The organism is Burkholderia sp. PAMC 26561, assembly GCF_001557535.2.
Lineage (GTDB): Bacteria > Pseudomonadota > Gammaproteobacteria > Burkholderiales > Burkholderiaceae > Caballeronia.
On record NZ_CP014310.1, the window covers coordinates 490,921 to 507,033 of the forward strand.

Genomic DNA, 16,113 nt, shown 5'->3' on the forward strand with positions numbered 1-16,113 from the left:
CAGTTCGCGCTGACCGTCCCCACTGTGTCGGACCGAATTGCGCAAACGATCGTCAAGCTTCTGATCGAACCGATACTCGATCCCGTGTTTCATCCAGACTCATATGGATACCGGCCGGGCAAATCGGCTAAGCAGGCAGTTGCTGTCACGCGAAAGCGGTGTTGGCAATATGACTGGGTCGTGGAATTTGACATCAAGGCGGCATTTGATCAGATCGATCATGCGTTGTTGATGAAGGCGGTGCGACGCCACATCAAGGATGACTGGATCTTGCTATATATCGAGCGGTGGTTAACTGCGCCGTTCGAAACTGCAGACGGTACCCGTTTGCCTCGGCAGAGGGGGACTCCGCAGGGCGGGGTTGTTAGTCCCATCTTGATGAATCTGTTCATGCATTAGGCGTTTGACTGCTGGATGTCGCGGACTTACCAACAACTCCCTTTCGCTCGCTATGCCGATGACGCGGTAGTTCACTGCCGAAGTCGCGAGCAGGCGGAAGAAGTGATGCGGGCCATTGCATCGCGGCTGGATGAGTGTGGTTTGACGATGCATCCGGAGAAGTCAAAGATCGTGTATTGCAAGGACGGTAACCGCACTTTAGCTTATTCGAACGTGCAATTTACCTTTCTCGGTTTTACGTTTAGGCCCGAGAGGCAAGGAGCAGGTACAACCGGCTATTTACCAGTTTCTTGCCGGCAGCGAGCAACGATGCGCTGAAGCGGATGCGGCAAACGGTGCGGAGTTGGTGGATACATCGTCGGACTCCAGCCACGCTCGATGACCTCGCGCAGCAATGCAATCCAACGATACAAGGGTGGTGGAATTACTATGGGGCGTTCTATCGAACGGCAATGCATGCGATCTTCCAATTTGTGGATCGGAAGCTCGAGTGCTGGGCCCGACGGAAGTTCAAGACACTGTCGCGACACAAACGGCGTAGCGCTGAATGGCTCCGCAAAATGGCGGCTGTCTATCCTCGGTTGTTCGTTCACTGGCGTATCGTTTGGGGCACCGGTTGGCTGACGGGAGCCGTATGAGGCGAGAGTCTCACGTACGGTTCTGCGAGAGGCTTGAGGTGAAACCCCTCGGGCCTACTTACCATCCACATAGCCCGTGGCAGCGCGGAACTTGTGAAAATACCAATGGCCTGTTGCGCGAGTATTTGCCCAAAGGCACCTATCTTTCCGTGCATAGTCAGGCAGACCTCGACATCATTGCCGACAGCTTGAACAACCGACCTCGTTCCACACATGCGTTTCATTCTCCCTTCGAGGTATTCGCCGCGACGCTACAAGCAGCGGATCTAGCAACGTCATCTAAACATTAACCTAGCTGTTGCACTTCGACTTGAGACCGCCGTATTCGACAATAACCTAGAAGGCTTTAATGAGTTATTCGGGTGGCTCGACAAGCATGGGGCCTCCGATGCACATATTTGCATGGAGGCCACTGGCGTTTATTGGGAAGCGGTTGCGGAATATCTCACCGCGAAAGACATGACGGTGAGTGTGATCAATCCTGCGCAAATCAAGGCGTTCGGCGCCTCCCGCCTGGCGCGCAGTAAGACAGATCGCGGCGATGCTCAACTGATAGCAGAATTCTGCTTCGAACGCCGTCCAACAACGTGGCAGGCGCCGTCACCTGCAGAACAGGCATTGCGGGCCTCGGTGTTGCGCCTCGAGGCACTGCAAACCATGCGTACGCAAGAGAGCAATCGCCTTGAGGTGGCGCGCGATGTCGTTGCAGAAGGCATTGTCTGCCATATTGAATGGCTCGATACCGAAAACAAGAAGTTGCTCAAAAAGATCCAAAATCAAATTGACGGCGACGCGGACATGAAAAGCAAGCAGATGCTACTTGATAGCATTCCAGGTTTGGGCGAGCGCACTATCGCGGTGCTGCTGGCCTTTTGTATGCACCCCGGACGCTTTGCCAACGCGCGGCAGGCGGCGGCCTTTGCCGGTCTCGATCCGCGACAGCATGAATCCGGCAGCAGCGTCAAAGGCAGGCCTCGTATGTCAAAAGTCGGTCACGCCTTTTTGCGTAAAGCGCTTTATATGCCTGCCATGACAACGCTTTACAAGACTCACTGGGGAAAGCGCTTTCGCGAACGTCTGGCCGCTTCTGGCAAGCCTGCCAAACTCATCATCGGTGCGATGATGCGCAAGCTCGTTCACGTTGCTTTCGGCGTTATTAGGTCAGGCAAGTGCTTTGATCCCAAACTGCAAAATGCTTGACGGGAATCACAGTATCTAGCTTGAAATCCTCCGCAAGCGGTGCCAATGAGGCGTTATCGCCGATGGCTGCAGAGGTCGTGGACCGGGAAACGCTGCCGACGCCAATTGCTCACGCACGCAGGCTCAGCATCGGGACAGGGCAGGTCTTTTAGGACGAGATAGTGAAGGGGGTGTGCAATGTCCATCGAAATTCCACGGCCAATCGACCCCTCGATTCACCCACTGGCCACCGGTAACTATCGTATCGCAACGCCCGCCATACAGGAACTCTACGACCTCGTCGCTCGTTGCCTTCGCTATCGAATCACGGGCGCTCTCATCTACGGCCCGTCTCGGATCGGCAAGACGCGAGCGATCGAGTATGTGCGGCTCTTGTTCGCCCGAAACTATCCGAAGGTGACGACGTACCATGCGCAATGCGAGCACAAGCCGCGCCACGCCGAAGGACCGTTCTTTTCCAACCTCCTTTCAGCGGTCGGTTACCCGCAGCCGGACACGGGCGGGAACCCGTCGAAACGCATGAGACTGAGCGCCAAGATCCGCGAAGCGGCTGCACGAGCCGGTAGCGGCGTTGTTGTTCTCTTTTGCGACGAGGCGCAGCGGCTGAACGAGAACGAATACGAGTGGCTTCGCGACGTCCACGACGCACTTGACCGGCAACAAATCAAGCTCTTTACGTTCCTAGTCGGTCAGCAGGAGTTGCTCGCGCAAAAGACGGGCCTTCAGATCGCCAACAAGACGCAGATTGTGGCGCGCCTGATGGTCGAGGAGATGGCGTTCTATGGTGTCAGGAACGCCGACGACGTCGCGACGTGCCTGCTGGGCTATGACGAGACAACGTATCCTCAAGGCAACGATTGGACGTTCACCCGTTTCTACGTTCCACAAGCGTTCGACGCTGGATATCGCCTGATGGACGACGCTCATGTTTTATGGAATGCCTTCGAGGAAGCGCATAACAAAGCCTGTCTTCCCGGTCGTTTAGAGATTCCGATGAAATCCTTCGTTAGGGCAGTGGAAATCGGTGTTAAAGAGAGTGAGCTTCGCGACGATGCGCAATACCGCCCGGGTTCGACGATGTGGGCTCACGCCGTGCGCCACTGCGGTTACGTTCAAACTCGCCATGCCACCGGTAACGTACTCGCGACGGCCTGATGAGCGGGGATTGTCTCGGTTCCCGATTCTGTCGCTGGACGAGGAAATGCTCGCTCCGGCGCTTGGCTACGTGTTCGATCCAAAGTGGATCTGGCCGCACGAATCTATCCTGTCGATACTATGGAAGTTCGTCCTTGCCAATCGATTGCCGGGCCATCTTGTTGCCAATCAAGTGAATGCAAAAGTCGATCCCTATGAGGGGGTGCTTCCCAGCCGCGCATTCGTTGATGTTCGAAATCTCTCGGATACGTTGGGCGTCTCCACGCGACTCTTGCGGCGATCGCTTCTGGCGGGCTCCGAGCATCGGCAGTGTTGCGCAAGCTTCAGATATTGCCGGTTATGTTCAGGCCTCGGCTATCACAGCGTGTTGTTTCAACGGCCGAGCGAGAGCATTTGTCCGGTTCACAAGGTTCCTTTGGAAACATCTTGCCGCAGTTGTGGTCGAGCGACATCGTACTCGATCAACGCGTTCGTTCTCGAAGCGCCGTTCCGTTGCTGCTTTTGCAGAACCCGCTTTGGCAGCCCGTTTTCAATCTCGAATCCGAGGCCGATTCGCAGGGAAGGGCGAATAGCGATCAACCGCCGAGGAATTGCTCGGGGTCTCGAATAACGGGCTTAACTATGAAACCCAACCAGGATAGCAGTTACGCGTTAACCCGATGCGCAAAACCGGCGTCACACCCGAACAACGCGAGTTGAATGATATGGACGCTCCCCACCTAACGTGGTGTTTGACGTTAATGGCACTGCCGCAACAGAAATGCAAAATAGGGTAGATCATATTAGCTTCGCCGGTTAATCAAAGGGGATCCGTCATGACACATACCGTCGTTGGTGTGGATATCGCAAAGAACGTGATGCAAGTTCACTGGGTTGATCCTCAGACGGGCGAGGTCGTGAATCGACCGATAAAGCGAGCCGCTTTTCTCGAATATTTTGCTAACCGCTCGCCTTGTCTGATAGGAATGGAGTCGTGCAGCGGGTCACAACATTGGGCGCGGCAACTGGTCCAGATGGGTCACCAGGTAAAGTTAATGCCGGCAAAGTTCGTGAAAGCGTTCAATATTGCAAACAAAAGCGATGCTGCCGACGCACGTGCCATATGGATGGCGACTCAGATGCAAAGCAAGCCTGTGGCAATAAAGACAGAGTCTCAACAAGCTGTCCTAGCATTGCATAGGATGCGTCAGCAGCTCATCAAATTTCGAACGATGCAGATCAATAGTCTGCGAGGCTTGCTCACCGAATACGGCGAAGTCATCGGCACTGGCCGCGCTGCTTCAGAGAAAGGCATAATCGGAGTTTTCGCCCGACTATCAGATCGGTTGCCTATGATGTTGATCGATACGCTTCGTGAGCAGTGGAACGGGGTTGATGAGATCGATCGGCAAGTCGCGCAGATTGAACGGCGTTTAAATGAATGGATGAAGAACAATGAGGCCGTCAAGGCGATTGCAGCCATCCCGGGCGTCGGATTGCTTAGCGCGACGGCGGCGGTTGCAACGATGGGCGACGCAGGAACGTTCAAGTCCGGCAGGAAGTTCGCGGCGTGGCTTGGTCTTGTTCCCGCGCAGAGCGGCTCCGGAGGCAAGGTAGCGTTACTCGGCATAAGTAAGCGAGGCGATACCTATCTCAGAACATTACTCGTGCATGGCGCTCGAAGCGTTATCTATCATGTCAAAGAGCCCGGGGCGTGGGTGGAACAGATGAAACTACGGCGTCCACTAAATGTCGTCATAGTAGCCATGGCAAACAAATTGGCTCGAATTATATGGGCAGTGCTCGCCCATCAAAAGGGCGTTGTTGCAAAAAGCGATCGCTGCAGGGGGTGACGTTTACGCGCAACGGTCGTGGAGCTGCCTCTGTTAACTCGCGGAGGAATTGCGTAGATTCTCGATATTTGGCGGGAAGATGCGCAAGGACAAACGCAAGAGCCGCGAGCCTAAAGGCGTATATCGAGTCAGGAACTGGCCGGAGTACAACGCAGGGCTGATCGCACGAGGCAGCTTGACCATGTGGATCGACGAGAGCGCATTCACGAGCGGGAGCGAGACGAGACCTGTCAAGCGCGGCAGGCCGCAGGTCTACTCCGACCCAGTGATTCAGGCCGTGCTCACGCTCAAGCACGTTTATCATTTGACGCTTCGGGCTGCTCAGGGCTTTGTGCAAAGTCTTCGCAAACTCGCATTTGGGGACCTGCCGGTGCCCAACTATACGACGCTAAGCCGCCGTTCACAGGAGCTTCAGGTCACGTTGCCCGAGATGTCGAGCGGCGACCCGATTCATCTGGTTATCGATAGTACGGGCGTGAAGGTCTTTGGTGAAGGCGAATGGAAGGTGCGCAAGCACGGCTACTCCAAGCGGCGGACCTGGCGTAAGGTCCATCTTGGGCTGGACGTGAAGACGGGCCAGATACGCGCGGCGCTGATGACGCATCAGGACGTCGACGACGCAAGTGCATTGCCGGGTTTGTTGGCGCAGATTCCTACCGATGAACCTATCGATACGGTAGGCGGTGACGGTGCCTACGATACAAAGCAGTGCCATAAGGTGATTGACGGGCGCAGCGCTACGCCGTCGATTCCGCCACGCGAGGGGGCGAAGCCTTGGCCTGAGGGTACGCCCGGAGCAAGCTGGCGAAATGAAGCGATCAACGGAATTGCGCGAGACGGCCGGGACGAATGGAAGAAGCACAGTGGCTACCATCGACGTTCGCTGATCGAAAATACGATGTACCGGTTTAAAACGCTCACGGGGAATTGTCTTTCGGCGCGCTGCATTGGTTCACAAGCGACGGAGGTCGCCATCCGTGTTGGCATCATCAACCATATGGTCACACTTGCACGCCCGCAGTCCGTGCGTATTTCATGAATTTCGAATCGCGGGTGTACGCCCGCCTGAACTGTCGATTTTTGCAACAACGCCCATCAAAAGCCTTATCAGAAAGGTCACAAGAGCGTTCGACCCATCTGACACCAAGTTTAAAGGCACGATGCTGTAGGAAAGGATGGAGTGTCCAAAGTTGCGGCGGTATTTGAGTGTAATGACAGAGCAGGTCGGACCTGGGATTCACCAAGCCTGAAAATTTGTCTGAGCCACTGAGCTCGTGAGTTGAATGAGGCGTGAATCCGCGGATTTCATAGGGGCCCGCAGCGAAGCAGGCTGCAATAAGGCCGTATGTAGAACTGCAGCCCATCCTGTCCGTCACGCACTGAAAGACCTGGCGCAAAGGGGGGCGTCCATGTAGACATTTTTATACGCGCGCTGTTGACAGAATTAAGTCGGTATACGACAGATGGTTTTTCATTTTCGGACAACCTGTATCCCACATTTCTACGTAAAACAACCGCGAGCATCCCGCGATGTTCGTATCCAGCACAAAATTTACAAAGTAATTCGCACGACGAAGTAATTAATAAATCCGTCGAGGGCTATCGAAGATGCTTTGTCAAGATGGGTAATTGTTTGTGGCCTGAGGCCCCGTTTCTATATGAAATCCAACGCCTTTCCAGAGGGTAGGGCGCATGGCGATCACTCTCTGGATCATCAGGCAAAGCCTCGAAGATGAGGCTCTGTCGCTTGCTTTCGTCTGATAGTATCTTAGGGGAAACCCGCTGCAAAACGTCGGGATTAAACCCGAAAACGCGAATTGACAGGTTTATACGCGTAGTGTTGACAAAATCATATTGGTTTACGAGAGCCTCTAGGACTCAAAGCATAAACCAGTCCAAGATTCCGCGGCACCCCCAAATTCGTTCAAAGAGCAACGTTAAATGATTTGTTGCCAACGGCTGAGCCGGCCCCGAACCGGCTGCTCTTTTATTTGTTCAACTCCGAACCGGGGCGACCGAGGCGCCAGCAATGCGGTGTTTTTTCAGAGCGCTTTCCACAAAGCCCGAAACCTTCACTTCCTCTAAAAAATCGGCCAAATACGCTGCGGCGGCCGCTCCCCGGCTCTTCGGTGTTCCCATCGCCTGCTGTATGACCATAAAGCGTTCGTTGAGCAAGCGTAGGCCGGGTGTCTTGGCGGCATCGGCTTCGAGTTGCTGCTTTACGCCTGCGGCGACTTCCAGGTTCTGTTCAACGAAGGTTTGCACGACCGTAGGGGACGTTGGCGCCCGAACGATTTCTGCTTGCTTCAGCTCGCGCGTTAGATACAGATCGTATGCGCTTCCTTTGCCGACAGCCACACGAGTTTCAGCACGATCGACGTCGGCATTCTCGCGGATCATCGACTCGTCGCGCACCAGATAAAAGCCCTCAATCAGCACATATGGCGCTGTGAAAGCAATGCTTGCTCCTCGAACCGGATCAATCGCAAAGAAGCCAAAATCCGCCTCTTCGTTGGTAACAGCTTCGACCGATTTACCTGCTGCGTCGAAGACCACTAACTCGACGGAAACACCAAGGCGCTTCCCAAACTCCATCGCAAGATCCACCGACACCCCGAATGGCCTGCCCGTGGCGGGATCCTTGTTGGCCAATATCGGATTGCCTAGATTGATTGAAGCGCGAAGTCGCCCGGTCGGCGTAAAGGCGGAAAGTATCGAAGCGTCAACTGTCATGAGCGATGTGTTGAAGCGACCGGATTAGCGTCCGATCTAGGTTTGAGAATGTTGCTGATGTTGGATAGCGCGTCGAGCGTGTGGCGAAGATGAGCGCGAAGCTCCTCGGACGCTTCTTCGTTGCGTTCTTTCTCCAGTAGATCAAGAACGTTCAGGTGCTGCTTGCAATGCTCGGTATAGCGCTGTCTGTCCTGCATCGAGCGATAGGAGAGTAAGCGTCTGACGCGATTTACGCGCTTGATGGTGTCAATAAAAAATGAGTTGCCCGACGCTTCCACCAACGATTCGTGAAAACGTACCCCTCGGTCGTGAAGCTGGTCAGCGGTATCCGTTTCAATTCCTCCCTGCAGCAAATGTACCTCGGCCGCTCGGCACCGTTCGAGTACCTTTGGATCAAGCCGATATCCGGGTTCTAGCAACGCAGCCGGCTCGAGCGCCAACCGCAGTCGATACGATTTCAAGAGGCTATCCGGGGTGGTCAGCATCGAAGAGAACTGCCAGCCGTAGCCCGGTTTGCGCTCGGCCCAGCCTTCTTGCGAGATGCGCCCAAGCACGGAGTTGAGTTGGGTATTCGTTAATCCGTAGCGCGTTTTGAGCGCCTGCTCTGAGACTTCCTCTGGCAGTAATCCCTTCAGCCTGTCGTCGGCGATTCGAAAATAAACGCTCGTGACGACATCCGCTTCGCCCAAACCAAGCTGGTCGACGACCTGGTCGAGCGGCTGCTCCACTGGCTTTGCCAAGAAAAATCCGCGATTCCGCTCGCGAATTAACACGCCCTTTTCATGCAAGAAGGCGAGAGCATCGTTGACCGGGGAGCGCGACACACGAAGGCGATCCGCGATTAGTTGTGCCGGCAAGTGACTGCCGACAGCCATTCCTTCTGCGTGAATAAACGCGACGATTTGCGAGGCGATCGATTTGTCGATCATGACGATTCTAGCCTGTTCCTTCATTCGGCTCGCACGCTCCGCCTAGGTCGTCAGGTCGGGAGCGATTGCGCTGCCAGTGTTTTTTGCAGGATCAATGGGATTACGCCTCCGGCGCGCAGCAGTGCCGTTTCAAGTTGCGTTTCTACGGCTGCCGTTGCTTCAAATTGGTCGATTTTCCCATCCACACGAACGATTTTGACACCGATTAGGCAACGAGGTGCCAACGTCTCGGCTGATGCGCTGATTTCGAGCTTGTCGCCGGGGCGAACGTTCAACGAAACGGGCGTGATGCCTTCAGGCAGGCGCAGAGGCAGGATGCCCATCCCGATCAGATTCGACCGGTGAATACGCTCGAAGCTGACAGCCAAGACCGCGCGAATGCCGAGCAGTCGCTGGCCTTTCGCGGCCCAGTCGCGCGAGGATCCCGTCCCATATCGCTCGCCGGCGATGAGAACGACCGAGTCTCCATCGGCGCGGTATCGATTGGCAGCTTCGAAGATCGGCAGCACTTCACCAGTCGGGACGTGCAACGTGTTTGCCGTCGGGGCGTCAGCCTTCAATAGATTGACAAGCGTCTTGTTGTAAAAGGCGGCACGCACCATGACTTCCCAGTTCCCGCGGCGAGACGCAAAAACATTGAGGTCGTTACGATCGTCTCCGCGCTCCACCAGGAAGTCAGCGACGTAGCTATCTTTCGGAATCGCACTTGCAGGGGAAATGTGATCGGTTGTTACATCGTCGCCCAGCACGAGCAACGGGTAGGCGATGTAGGTGCCAAGCTGGGAGCCTTCCGAGAGGGAAGCAAAGGGCGGCCGACGCAACGCAGTCGACGCGTGATCCCACGGAAATTGAGCACTTTCCGGGGTTTTCATTTCGTGCCAAAGCGGGTTCTGACTGGCGATAGCGAACGCGCGGGGGTAATCACTCGGCTCCGCAGCCTGCTTCACCAACGCTGCAACTTCCTCGCGGCTTGGCCATAAATCATTCAAGAAAACGGGCTTACCGTCTGCGGTGATTTGCACCGGGTCCTGGCTTAAATCGACTTCCGCGTCACCAGCTAGTGCAAAAGCGATGACCAGGGGCGGTGACATGATGAAGCCCAGATCCAGATCCGGATGAATCCGGCCCGGAAAATTCCGGTTGCCCGACAACATGGCGACGGGATAGACGGACTTGCTTGCGAGCGCTTCCTTGATCGGCTGGGTGAGCTGACCGGAATTTCCAATGCAGGTCGTGCATCCGTATCCAACGATGTCGAACCCTACCGACGACAGGTCATCAATCAAACCAGCACGCTCGAGATACGCCGCGGCAGCGGGCGAACCGGGTCCGAGTGAGGTCTTGATCCATGGCGAGACCTTTAGCCCTCGTTCTCGCGCCTTGCGGGCGACTAGACCCGCCGCGATGAGCAAGGCCGGGTCAGACGTATTGGTGCAACTGGTGATGGCAGCAATCGCCACCGGGTGCTTGGGCATCGACGTCGCGGCGGTGCTTGGTTTAAAAGCAAAAGTTGCAAGCGCCGCCGAGGTTTCTGAATAGTCCAGCAAATCCTGCGGACGGCGTGGGCCGGCGATATGCATGCCGATCTCGCTCAGATCGATGTTGATACTTCGCGTGTAGGTTGGCTCCGCGGACGGGTCAAACCACACACCCAGTCGCTTCGAAAATTCTCCGACCAGTGCGATCGCGCTCGAAGTTCGATTAGTTGTTCGAAGGTACTCGAGCGTGGATTCATCAACCGGAAAAAAGCCCGTGGACGCACCATATTCCGGGGCCATATTCGCGACAACAGACCGGTCGCCAGCAGTCAACGTCGCAACGCCAGGACCAAAGAACTCCACGAACTCGCCAGATACACCGATTTGGCGAAGGCGCTGCGTCACCGTCAACGCCAGGTCGGTTGCGAGCGTCCCGGGTCGGAAAGCGCCCGTCAAGCGAACGCCAATGACATCAGGAATTCGCTGCATCACGGGCATGCCAAACATCACCGTCTGCGCTTCCAGACCTCCAACGCCCCATCCAAGTACGCCGATGCCGTTGATCATTGGCGTGTGGCTGTCGGTGCCGATCAAGGTGTCTGGTACCGCCCAGCGCTCATTGTCACGTTCTACGACCGAGACAACCGTTGCCAGCTGCTCAAGATTGATGGTGTGCATGATCCCCGTTCCCGGCGGATGAATCCGCACTCCGGTCAACGCTTTCGATGCCCAGCAAAGAAATCGATACCGCTCGTTATTACGCCGAAGCTCGAGTGACAGGTTCATCGGCGCAGCATCGGGTCGGGCGAAATATTCAACCGCCAATGAGTGATCAACCGACGAATCCACGGGTAGTACCGGATTGAGGGCGTTCGGATCAGCACCCGCTTCGGCGAGCGCGTCGCGCATGGCCGCGACATCGACCAGCGCAGGCGTGCTCGTCGTGTCGTGCATCAACACGCGATTGGGCTGGAATGCGATTTCGACCTCGCTCGTGCCGCGCTCGAGCCAACCGAAGATCCCGTCGACCGCGAGCCGGCGCTCTTCGCCGTCCGTATTGCGGATCGCGTTTTCCAGTAACAGGCGCAATACAACCGGCAACCGCGTGAACTTAGTGCCGAACATTCCCGGAAGATCGATGAACCGAAAAGCTTCATCGCCGGACCGCAGGCTCGCTTGTGGGGGGGAGTAAGTGTTTTCCATAACTGTATTTTTGCACTTTCACGAGTAAAAATGCAATCTAGTGAAAACCCCAGAAGAAAAATTGTGGAGACGAGACCGTGGATCTAAAAGATCAATTGACTGCTGTTGGTTCGACCGTAGCGAACATGAGACGCCGTCGTCTTCTTCAGAGCGCCGCGTCGATAAGTGCCCTGGCGACAATTTGGTCCACGTTTCCCACGGCCTTTGCAGCAGCTAACCGGGCAAACCGCCCCTCGAATTCGAAAGGAAATCGTATGTTTGCTTATGTTGGCTGCCGTACCACTCGCGAACGCAATGCCCGAGGTGACGGTATCAGCGTCTATTCAGTCGATGAGGAGTCTGGGAAGCTTGAACGGGTTCAACTTCTAAAGGACCAAGTCAATCCGTCGTTTCTGGCACTGAGCGCCAACGGCGAGCGCCTCTACACTGTCCACGGCGATCTCAGTGACATCAGTTCTTACGCGGTGGACAAAGCGACTGGGAAAATTGCGTTCATCAACAAGCAAAGCACACAAGGCCAGAACCCGGTTCATCTGGCGATCGATCCGAAGGGTCGTTATGTGGTCGTGTCGAACCATATTGGATCAAGCCTCGCTGTGTTGCCTATTGCTGACGATGGCTCGCTTAAAGAGCTAACGCAACTCGTGAAGCTCGAAGGTCCGCTCGGTCCGCACCGGGTCGAGCAAAAGGTGCCGAAGCCCCATTTCAACCCGTTCGACCCGTCAGGCGAGTTTGTCATCGTGCCGGCCAAGGGGCTGGATCAGATCCTGACTTACCGATTCAAGGACGGACAACTCACGCCAGGCACACCAGCGTTCGTTTCAACACGAGAGACGTCAGGGCCTCGTCATATTGCGTTCCACTCGAAATCGGGCTTCGCATACTGCGTCAATGAACTTGACTCAACGGTCACTACCTACCGGTACTTGCCCAGCAACGGTTCTCTGCAGCCTTTGCAAACGGTTTCGACGCTGCCAGACACCTTCACGGGCAATAGCCGCGCGTCCGAGATCGAAGTCGATAGCACGGGCCAATACGTATATGCGTCCAATCGGGGATATGACAGCGTCGCCGTGTTCAAGGTTGATCAGGACACCGGTTTCTTGAGTCTGGTTGAAGTCGAACAAAGCCGAGGTCGTACGCCTAGGTTCATGACATCGACGCCAAACGGCCGGTTCATGTTCGTCTTGAATGAAGAAAGCGACAACATCGTCGCGTTTGCTGTGGACCACACGTCCGGACGGATCAAGCCAACAGGATTTTCCGTTCAAACCGGCAGCCCGGTTTGCATGATCTTCTCGCAACATCAAGCGTAAGCACCTCTGAATCTTTACGGGCATCGAGCGGCTTGACGCCGATGAGACTGATATGCAAGCACCATCAGCAATAAACGAAACAGCGCTCGTCAGGAAAATTTCGTGGCGCATCATTCCGTTCGTTTTCATCCTTTACATCGTCTCGTATCTGGATCGGGCGAACATTGGGTATGCGGCGCTTCAGATGAACAAGGAACTTGCCCTTAGCAGTGAAGCGTTTGGCTTCGTCTCGGGCATCTTCTTCATCGGATATTTCCTCTTTGAAGTGCCCAGCAATGTGATGCTCAACAAGTACGGTGCGCGCGTCTGGATCGCACGTATTCTGCTGACATGGGGAGCTGTCGCGATCGTCTCTGCGTTTGTCCAAAACGCTACTCAGCTTTATATCTTGCGGTTTCTGCTCGGGGTTTCGGAAGCCGGCTTTTTCCCAGGCATCATCGTCTACCTGACGTACTGGTTTCGTGCCAAAGAATTAGCGACGACCGTTGCCCTGTTCACGGCCGCCATCCCGGTTTCGTACATCATTGGCGCGCCGCTTAGCACGTGGATCATGGATAACGTCCATTGGCTGCAGTGGAGTGGATGGCGATGGATGCTCGTTCTCGAAGGTGTGCCTGCGCTGCTTGGTGGCATCATGTGCTTCCTCTATCTGGCCGATCGCCCCAAGGATGCCAAATGGTTGGAGCCTGAGGAACGTGACTGGCTGCTTGCAGAACTCGAAAAGGACAAAAAATCGCGCCCGAACGTAAAACACATCGGCACATTTAAGGTGCTCGCCAGTCCGAAAGTCCTCTACCTGTCCTTCATTTACTTTGTCTACCAGTGCGGGAGCCTGGGCGTCGGTTACTGGATGCCGCAGATCATCAAGGGTTTTTCAACAAAGATCAGCCATACCGAAATCGGGCTGATCGCGATGATCCCCTACATATTTGCAACAGGCGTCATGGTGCTGTGGTCGCGTAGCTCCGACCGGCGCAGCGAACGCCGGCTGCATTCGGCGATTCCGTTGGCCGTCGCAGCAGCAGCATTGTTTGGCGCCGGGATAACCACGAACCCGTATGTTTCCATTTCGATGATCAGCTTGAGCCTCGCTGGCTTGTATGCATTCAAATCCCCGTTCTGGGCATTGCCCACCTTGTTTCTCTCGCGCTCGAGCGCCGCAGTGTCTATCGCAGTGATCAACTCAATCGGAAATTTAGGTGGGTTCGTCGGACCATTCGCTATTGGCTACATTAAAGGACAGGGCGGAAGCTCGACTACAGGCCTGCTGTTTCTTTCCGGGCTTCTGGTCGTGTCTTTCCTTATGACCATCCTCATTCGGATTAAGGAACATGTGTCGGAGGTTTCCGAGGTAGAGGCTGTCCCATCAAGCAAGAATGCTTGAACCCTGAAACCATTGACAGTCATGCGTTAAAACGCATTCCAAAGATCAACAAACACTTTATAACATCTCAGTTTGGATGGAGATCCATCAATGAAAAAAACCTTTATTTCATCAGTAGTACTTATATTTACTGCAAACTGCGCCTCAGCGCAAAACAACGTGACGCTTTATGGGGTCATCGATAGCGGAGTCAACTATACGAACAATGTGCAAACATCGAGAACCGCATCTGGGCTGAAAGGATCCAAGCAATTTGCAATGATTGAAGGCGGCTCAGCAGGATTGCAGGGTAGCCGATGGGGTTTGAAAGGCGTCGAGGATTTGGGCGGAGGTATGAAGGCGATATTTCTGCTCGAGAATGGGTTTTACAGCAACAACGGAACGTTGAACCAAGGGGGAGCGGAGTTCGGCCGTCAGGCATTTGTCGGTTTATCGACTCCCTATGGCACCGTCACCCTCGGTCGGCAGTACGATCCTGTGGTCGATTTCTTTGGGCCGTATCTTGCCGCGCCACAGTGGGGCGGCTACATGGCGTCGCACCCGAGCGATATTGATAACGGCCTGAATAGCCGCCGAATCAACAACGCAATCAAATACAAGAGCGCTACGTATAGCGGGCTAACGTTCGAGGCGATGATGAATCTTGGCGGAACGGCCGGGTCGTTCTCGAATAACTGGATTTGGGGCGGAGGCGCTGGCTATGTCAACGGTCCATTCTCGGTTGGTGCGGGGTACCTCAATATACGTAACCCGAACACCTCGTTCTTCGGTGCGAATCCGAATGCCGGCCCCGCTACGACCAACAATCTTGGAAGCTTCGGATCGGTAACGGGCCCTGAAAGCAATCCCGTTTTTGCAGGCTACGCATCGGCCAACCACCTCGAGATCGTAGGTGCCGCCACCGGAGTTACGCTCGGAGACCTGAACGTCAATCTTGCATATTCCAATACCCGCTTCGAGAATCTTGGTTCGCCGTCGGGTCCGAACACGCTCCGCTATAAAGGCACCGCCAGCTTTAACAACGCCGAGATTAACGCCAAGTATCAGTTTACGCCTGCGCTCGTCGTTGGGACCGCCTACGACTACACCCGTGGAGGCGGAGCCGGAGGCCGGGACAGTTCAACGTATCAATTGTTCAGTGCCGGCGTCGATTATTTCCTTTCCAAGCGAACCGACCTTTACACCGTAGCGGTGTTCGAGAAAGCGACCGGTACCGATTCACTTGGGCAGCCTGCAGTCGCACAGATCACCGGGCTTACTCCCTCAGCCACTGACAAGCAAGTATCGCTTCGTATTGGCATCCGTCATAAATTCTGATGCGGGTCGTTGCTCCTCGACGTTTTCGTCGCTCGCGCGAAAAAAACGTAAGAATTTCACAGCGCTGTGACGGCTTTGGGCGAACATGGAGCTTGCCGTCGCCGTTCTGCAAGCGAACAATCGAAGCTTCAGGGTAAACTTCTCAGAACATTGAGACCGCAGCGCCGCAGTTATCGTTAGGATGCCGAAGTTATAATGTTATTTATGTAAGCTGAGTAACCCGTTCCTCTCCTCGTTCACGTGGATTCGCCAGCCCGCAGCGATGCGAGCCCAAGTAACGGCGTTCGAATCGAGAGACGTGGGTAGGCAATTTGACCGGGGAAAATGTGCCAATCACGTTCTTTCAGATCCCCACGCCCAATGTTATCGAGTCGGCACAGCCTGGCGTCGATCTTGTCGGTCGCGTTCCGCTTACTGTCGGTGGCCGCTTTGGTCACTATGGTTTGAAGTGTGCGCTCCACGCCACGCCAGCCGTGCGCGCTGTTCGAACACTTCCTGTTCGAGCTTCGTCACAGGGGCGGCGTTGTAA

At 55.1% G+C, this 16,113-nt stretch carries 10 protein-coding genes and 2 pseudogenes; 9 read left to right on the forward strand and 3 right to left on the reverse strand.

The features are described from left to right. Positions 1–9 precede the first annotated feature (9 nt). The 6 genes and pseudogenes from ltrA to AXG89_RS32955 form a co-directional block, all read left to right on the forward strand. Positions 10–1,037 (forward strand): annotated as a pseudogene (gene ltrA / locus AXG89_RS32925) (group II intron reverse transcriptase/maturase); the annotation flags it as partial. Positions 1,038–1,102: 65 nt separating this feature from the next. Then, a pseudogene (locus AXG89_RS32930) lies at positions 1,103–1,327 on the forward strand (transposase); the annotation flags it as partial. Further along, positions 1,323–2,237: an IS110 family transposase gene (locus AXG89_RS32935; protein ID WP_062174804.1), complete on the forward strand. Its 915-nt coding sequence runs from the start codon at positions 1,323–1,325 to the stop codon at positions 2,235–2,237. The pseudogene AXG89_RS32930 and the gene AXG89_RS32935, both read left to right, overlap by 5 nt. A 177-nt stretch (positions 2,238–2,414) precedes the next feature. Continuing rightward, positions 2,415–3,392, forward strand: a complete 978-nt coding sequence (locus AXG89_RS32940; protein ID WP_062174805.1) for an ATP-binding protein — start codon at positions 2,415–2,417, stop codon at positions 3,390–3,392. Between the two features lie 815 nt (positions 3,393–4,207). Next, positions 4,208–5,224, forward strand: coding sequence for an IS110 family transposase (locus AXG89_RS32950; protein ID WP_062174807.1), 1,017 nt, complete (start codon positions 4,208–4,210; stop codon positions 5,222–5,224). Between the two features lie 79 nt (positions 5,225–5,303). Next, on the forward strand, positions 5,304–6,263 hold the full coding sequence (locus AXG89_RS32955; protein WP_062174808.1) for an IS5 family transposase: 960 nt from the start codon (positions 5,304–5,306) through the stop codon (positions 6,261–6,263). A 956-nt stretch (positions 6,264–7,219) separates the two neighbouring features. Here AXG89_RS32955 and AXG89_RS32960 read toward each other — a convergent pair. The 3 genes from AXG89_RS32960 to acnA are packed head-to-tail and all read right to left on the reverse strand — an operon-like array spanning position 7,220 to position 11,567. Continuing rightward, entirely contained in the window at positions 7,220–7,957 is a 738-nt protein-coding gene (locus tag AXG89_RS32960; protein WP_062174809.1) for an ABC transporter substrate-binding protein, read from the reverse strand. After that, positions 7,954–8,886 carry a GntR family transcriptional regulator gene (locus AXG89_RS32965; RefSeq protein WP_062174810.1) on the reverse strand — a complete coding sequence of 311 codons (933 nt, stop codon included), beginning with the start codon at positions 8,884–8,886 and terminating at the stop codon, positions 7,954–7,956. The genes AXG89_RS32960 and AXG89_RS32965 overlap by 4 nt, the downstream gene beginning before the upstream one ends. A gap of 50 nt (positions 8,887–8,936) precedes the next feature. After that, positions 8,937–11,567: an aconitate hydratase AcnA gene (gene acnA / locus AXG89_RS32970; protein ID WP_062172718.1), complete on the reverse strand. Its 2,631-nt coding sequence runs from the start codon at positions 11,565–11,567 to the stop codon at positions 8,937–8,939. 254 nt (positions 11,568–11,821) lie between these two features. Here acnA and AXG89_RS32975 point away from each other — a divergent pair, with 254 nt between their 5' ends. From AXG89_RS32975 to AXG89_RS32985, 3 genes are all read left to right on the forward strand, one after another. Continuing rightward, positions 11,822–12,883, forward strand: a complete 1,062-nt coding sequence (locus AXG89_RS32975) for a lactonase family protein (RefSeq protein ID WP_062172720.1) — start codon at positions 11,822–11,824, stop codon at positions 12,881–12,883. Positions 12,884–12,935: 52 nt separating this feature from the next. Next, on the forward strand, positions 12,936–14,267 hold the full coding sequence (locus tag AXG89_RS32980; protein ID WP_062174811.1) for an MFS transporter: 1,332 nt from the start codon (positions 12,936–12,938) through the stop codon (positions 14,265–14,267). Positions 14,268–14,357: 90 nt separating this feature from the next. Next, positions 14,358–15,584: a porin gene (locus AXG89_RS32985; protein ID WP_062174812.1), complete on the forward strand. Its 1,227-nt coding sequence runs from the start codon at positions 14,358–14,360 to the stop codon at positions 15,582–15,584. The last annotated feature ends 529 nt before the right edge of the window (positions 15,585–16,113 follow it).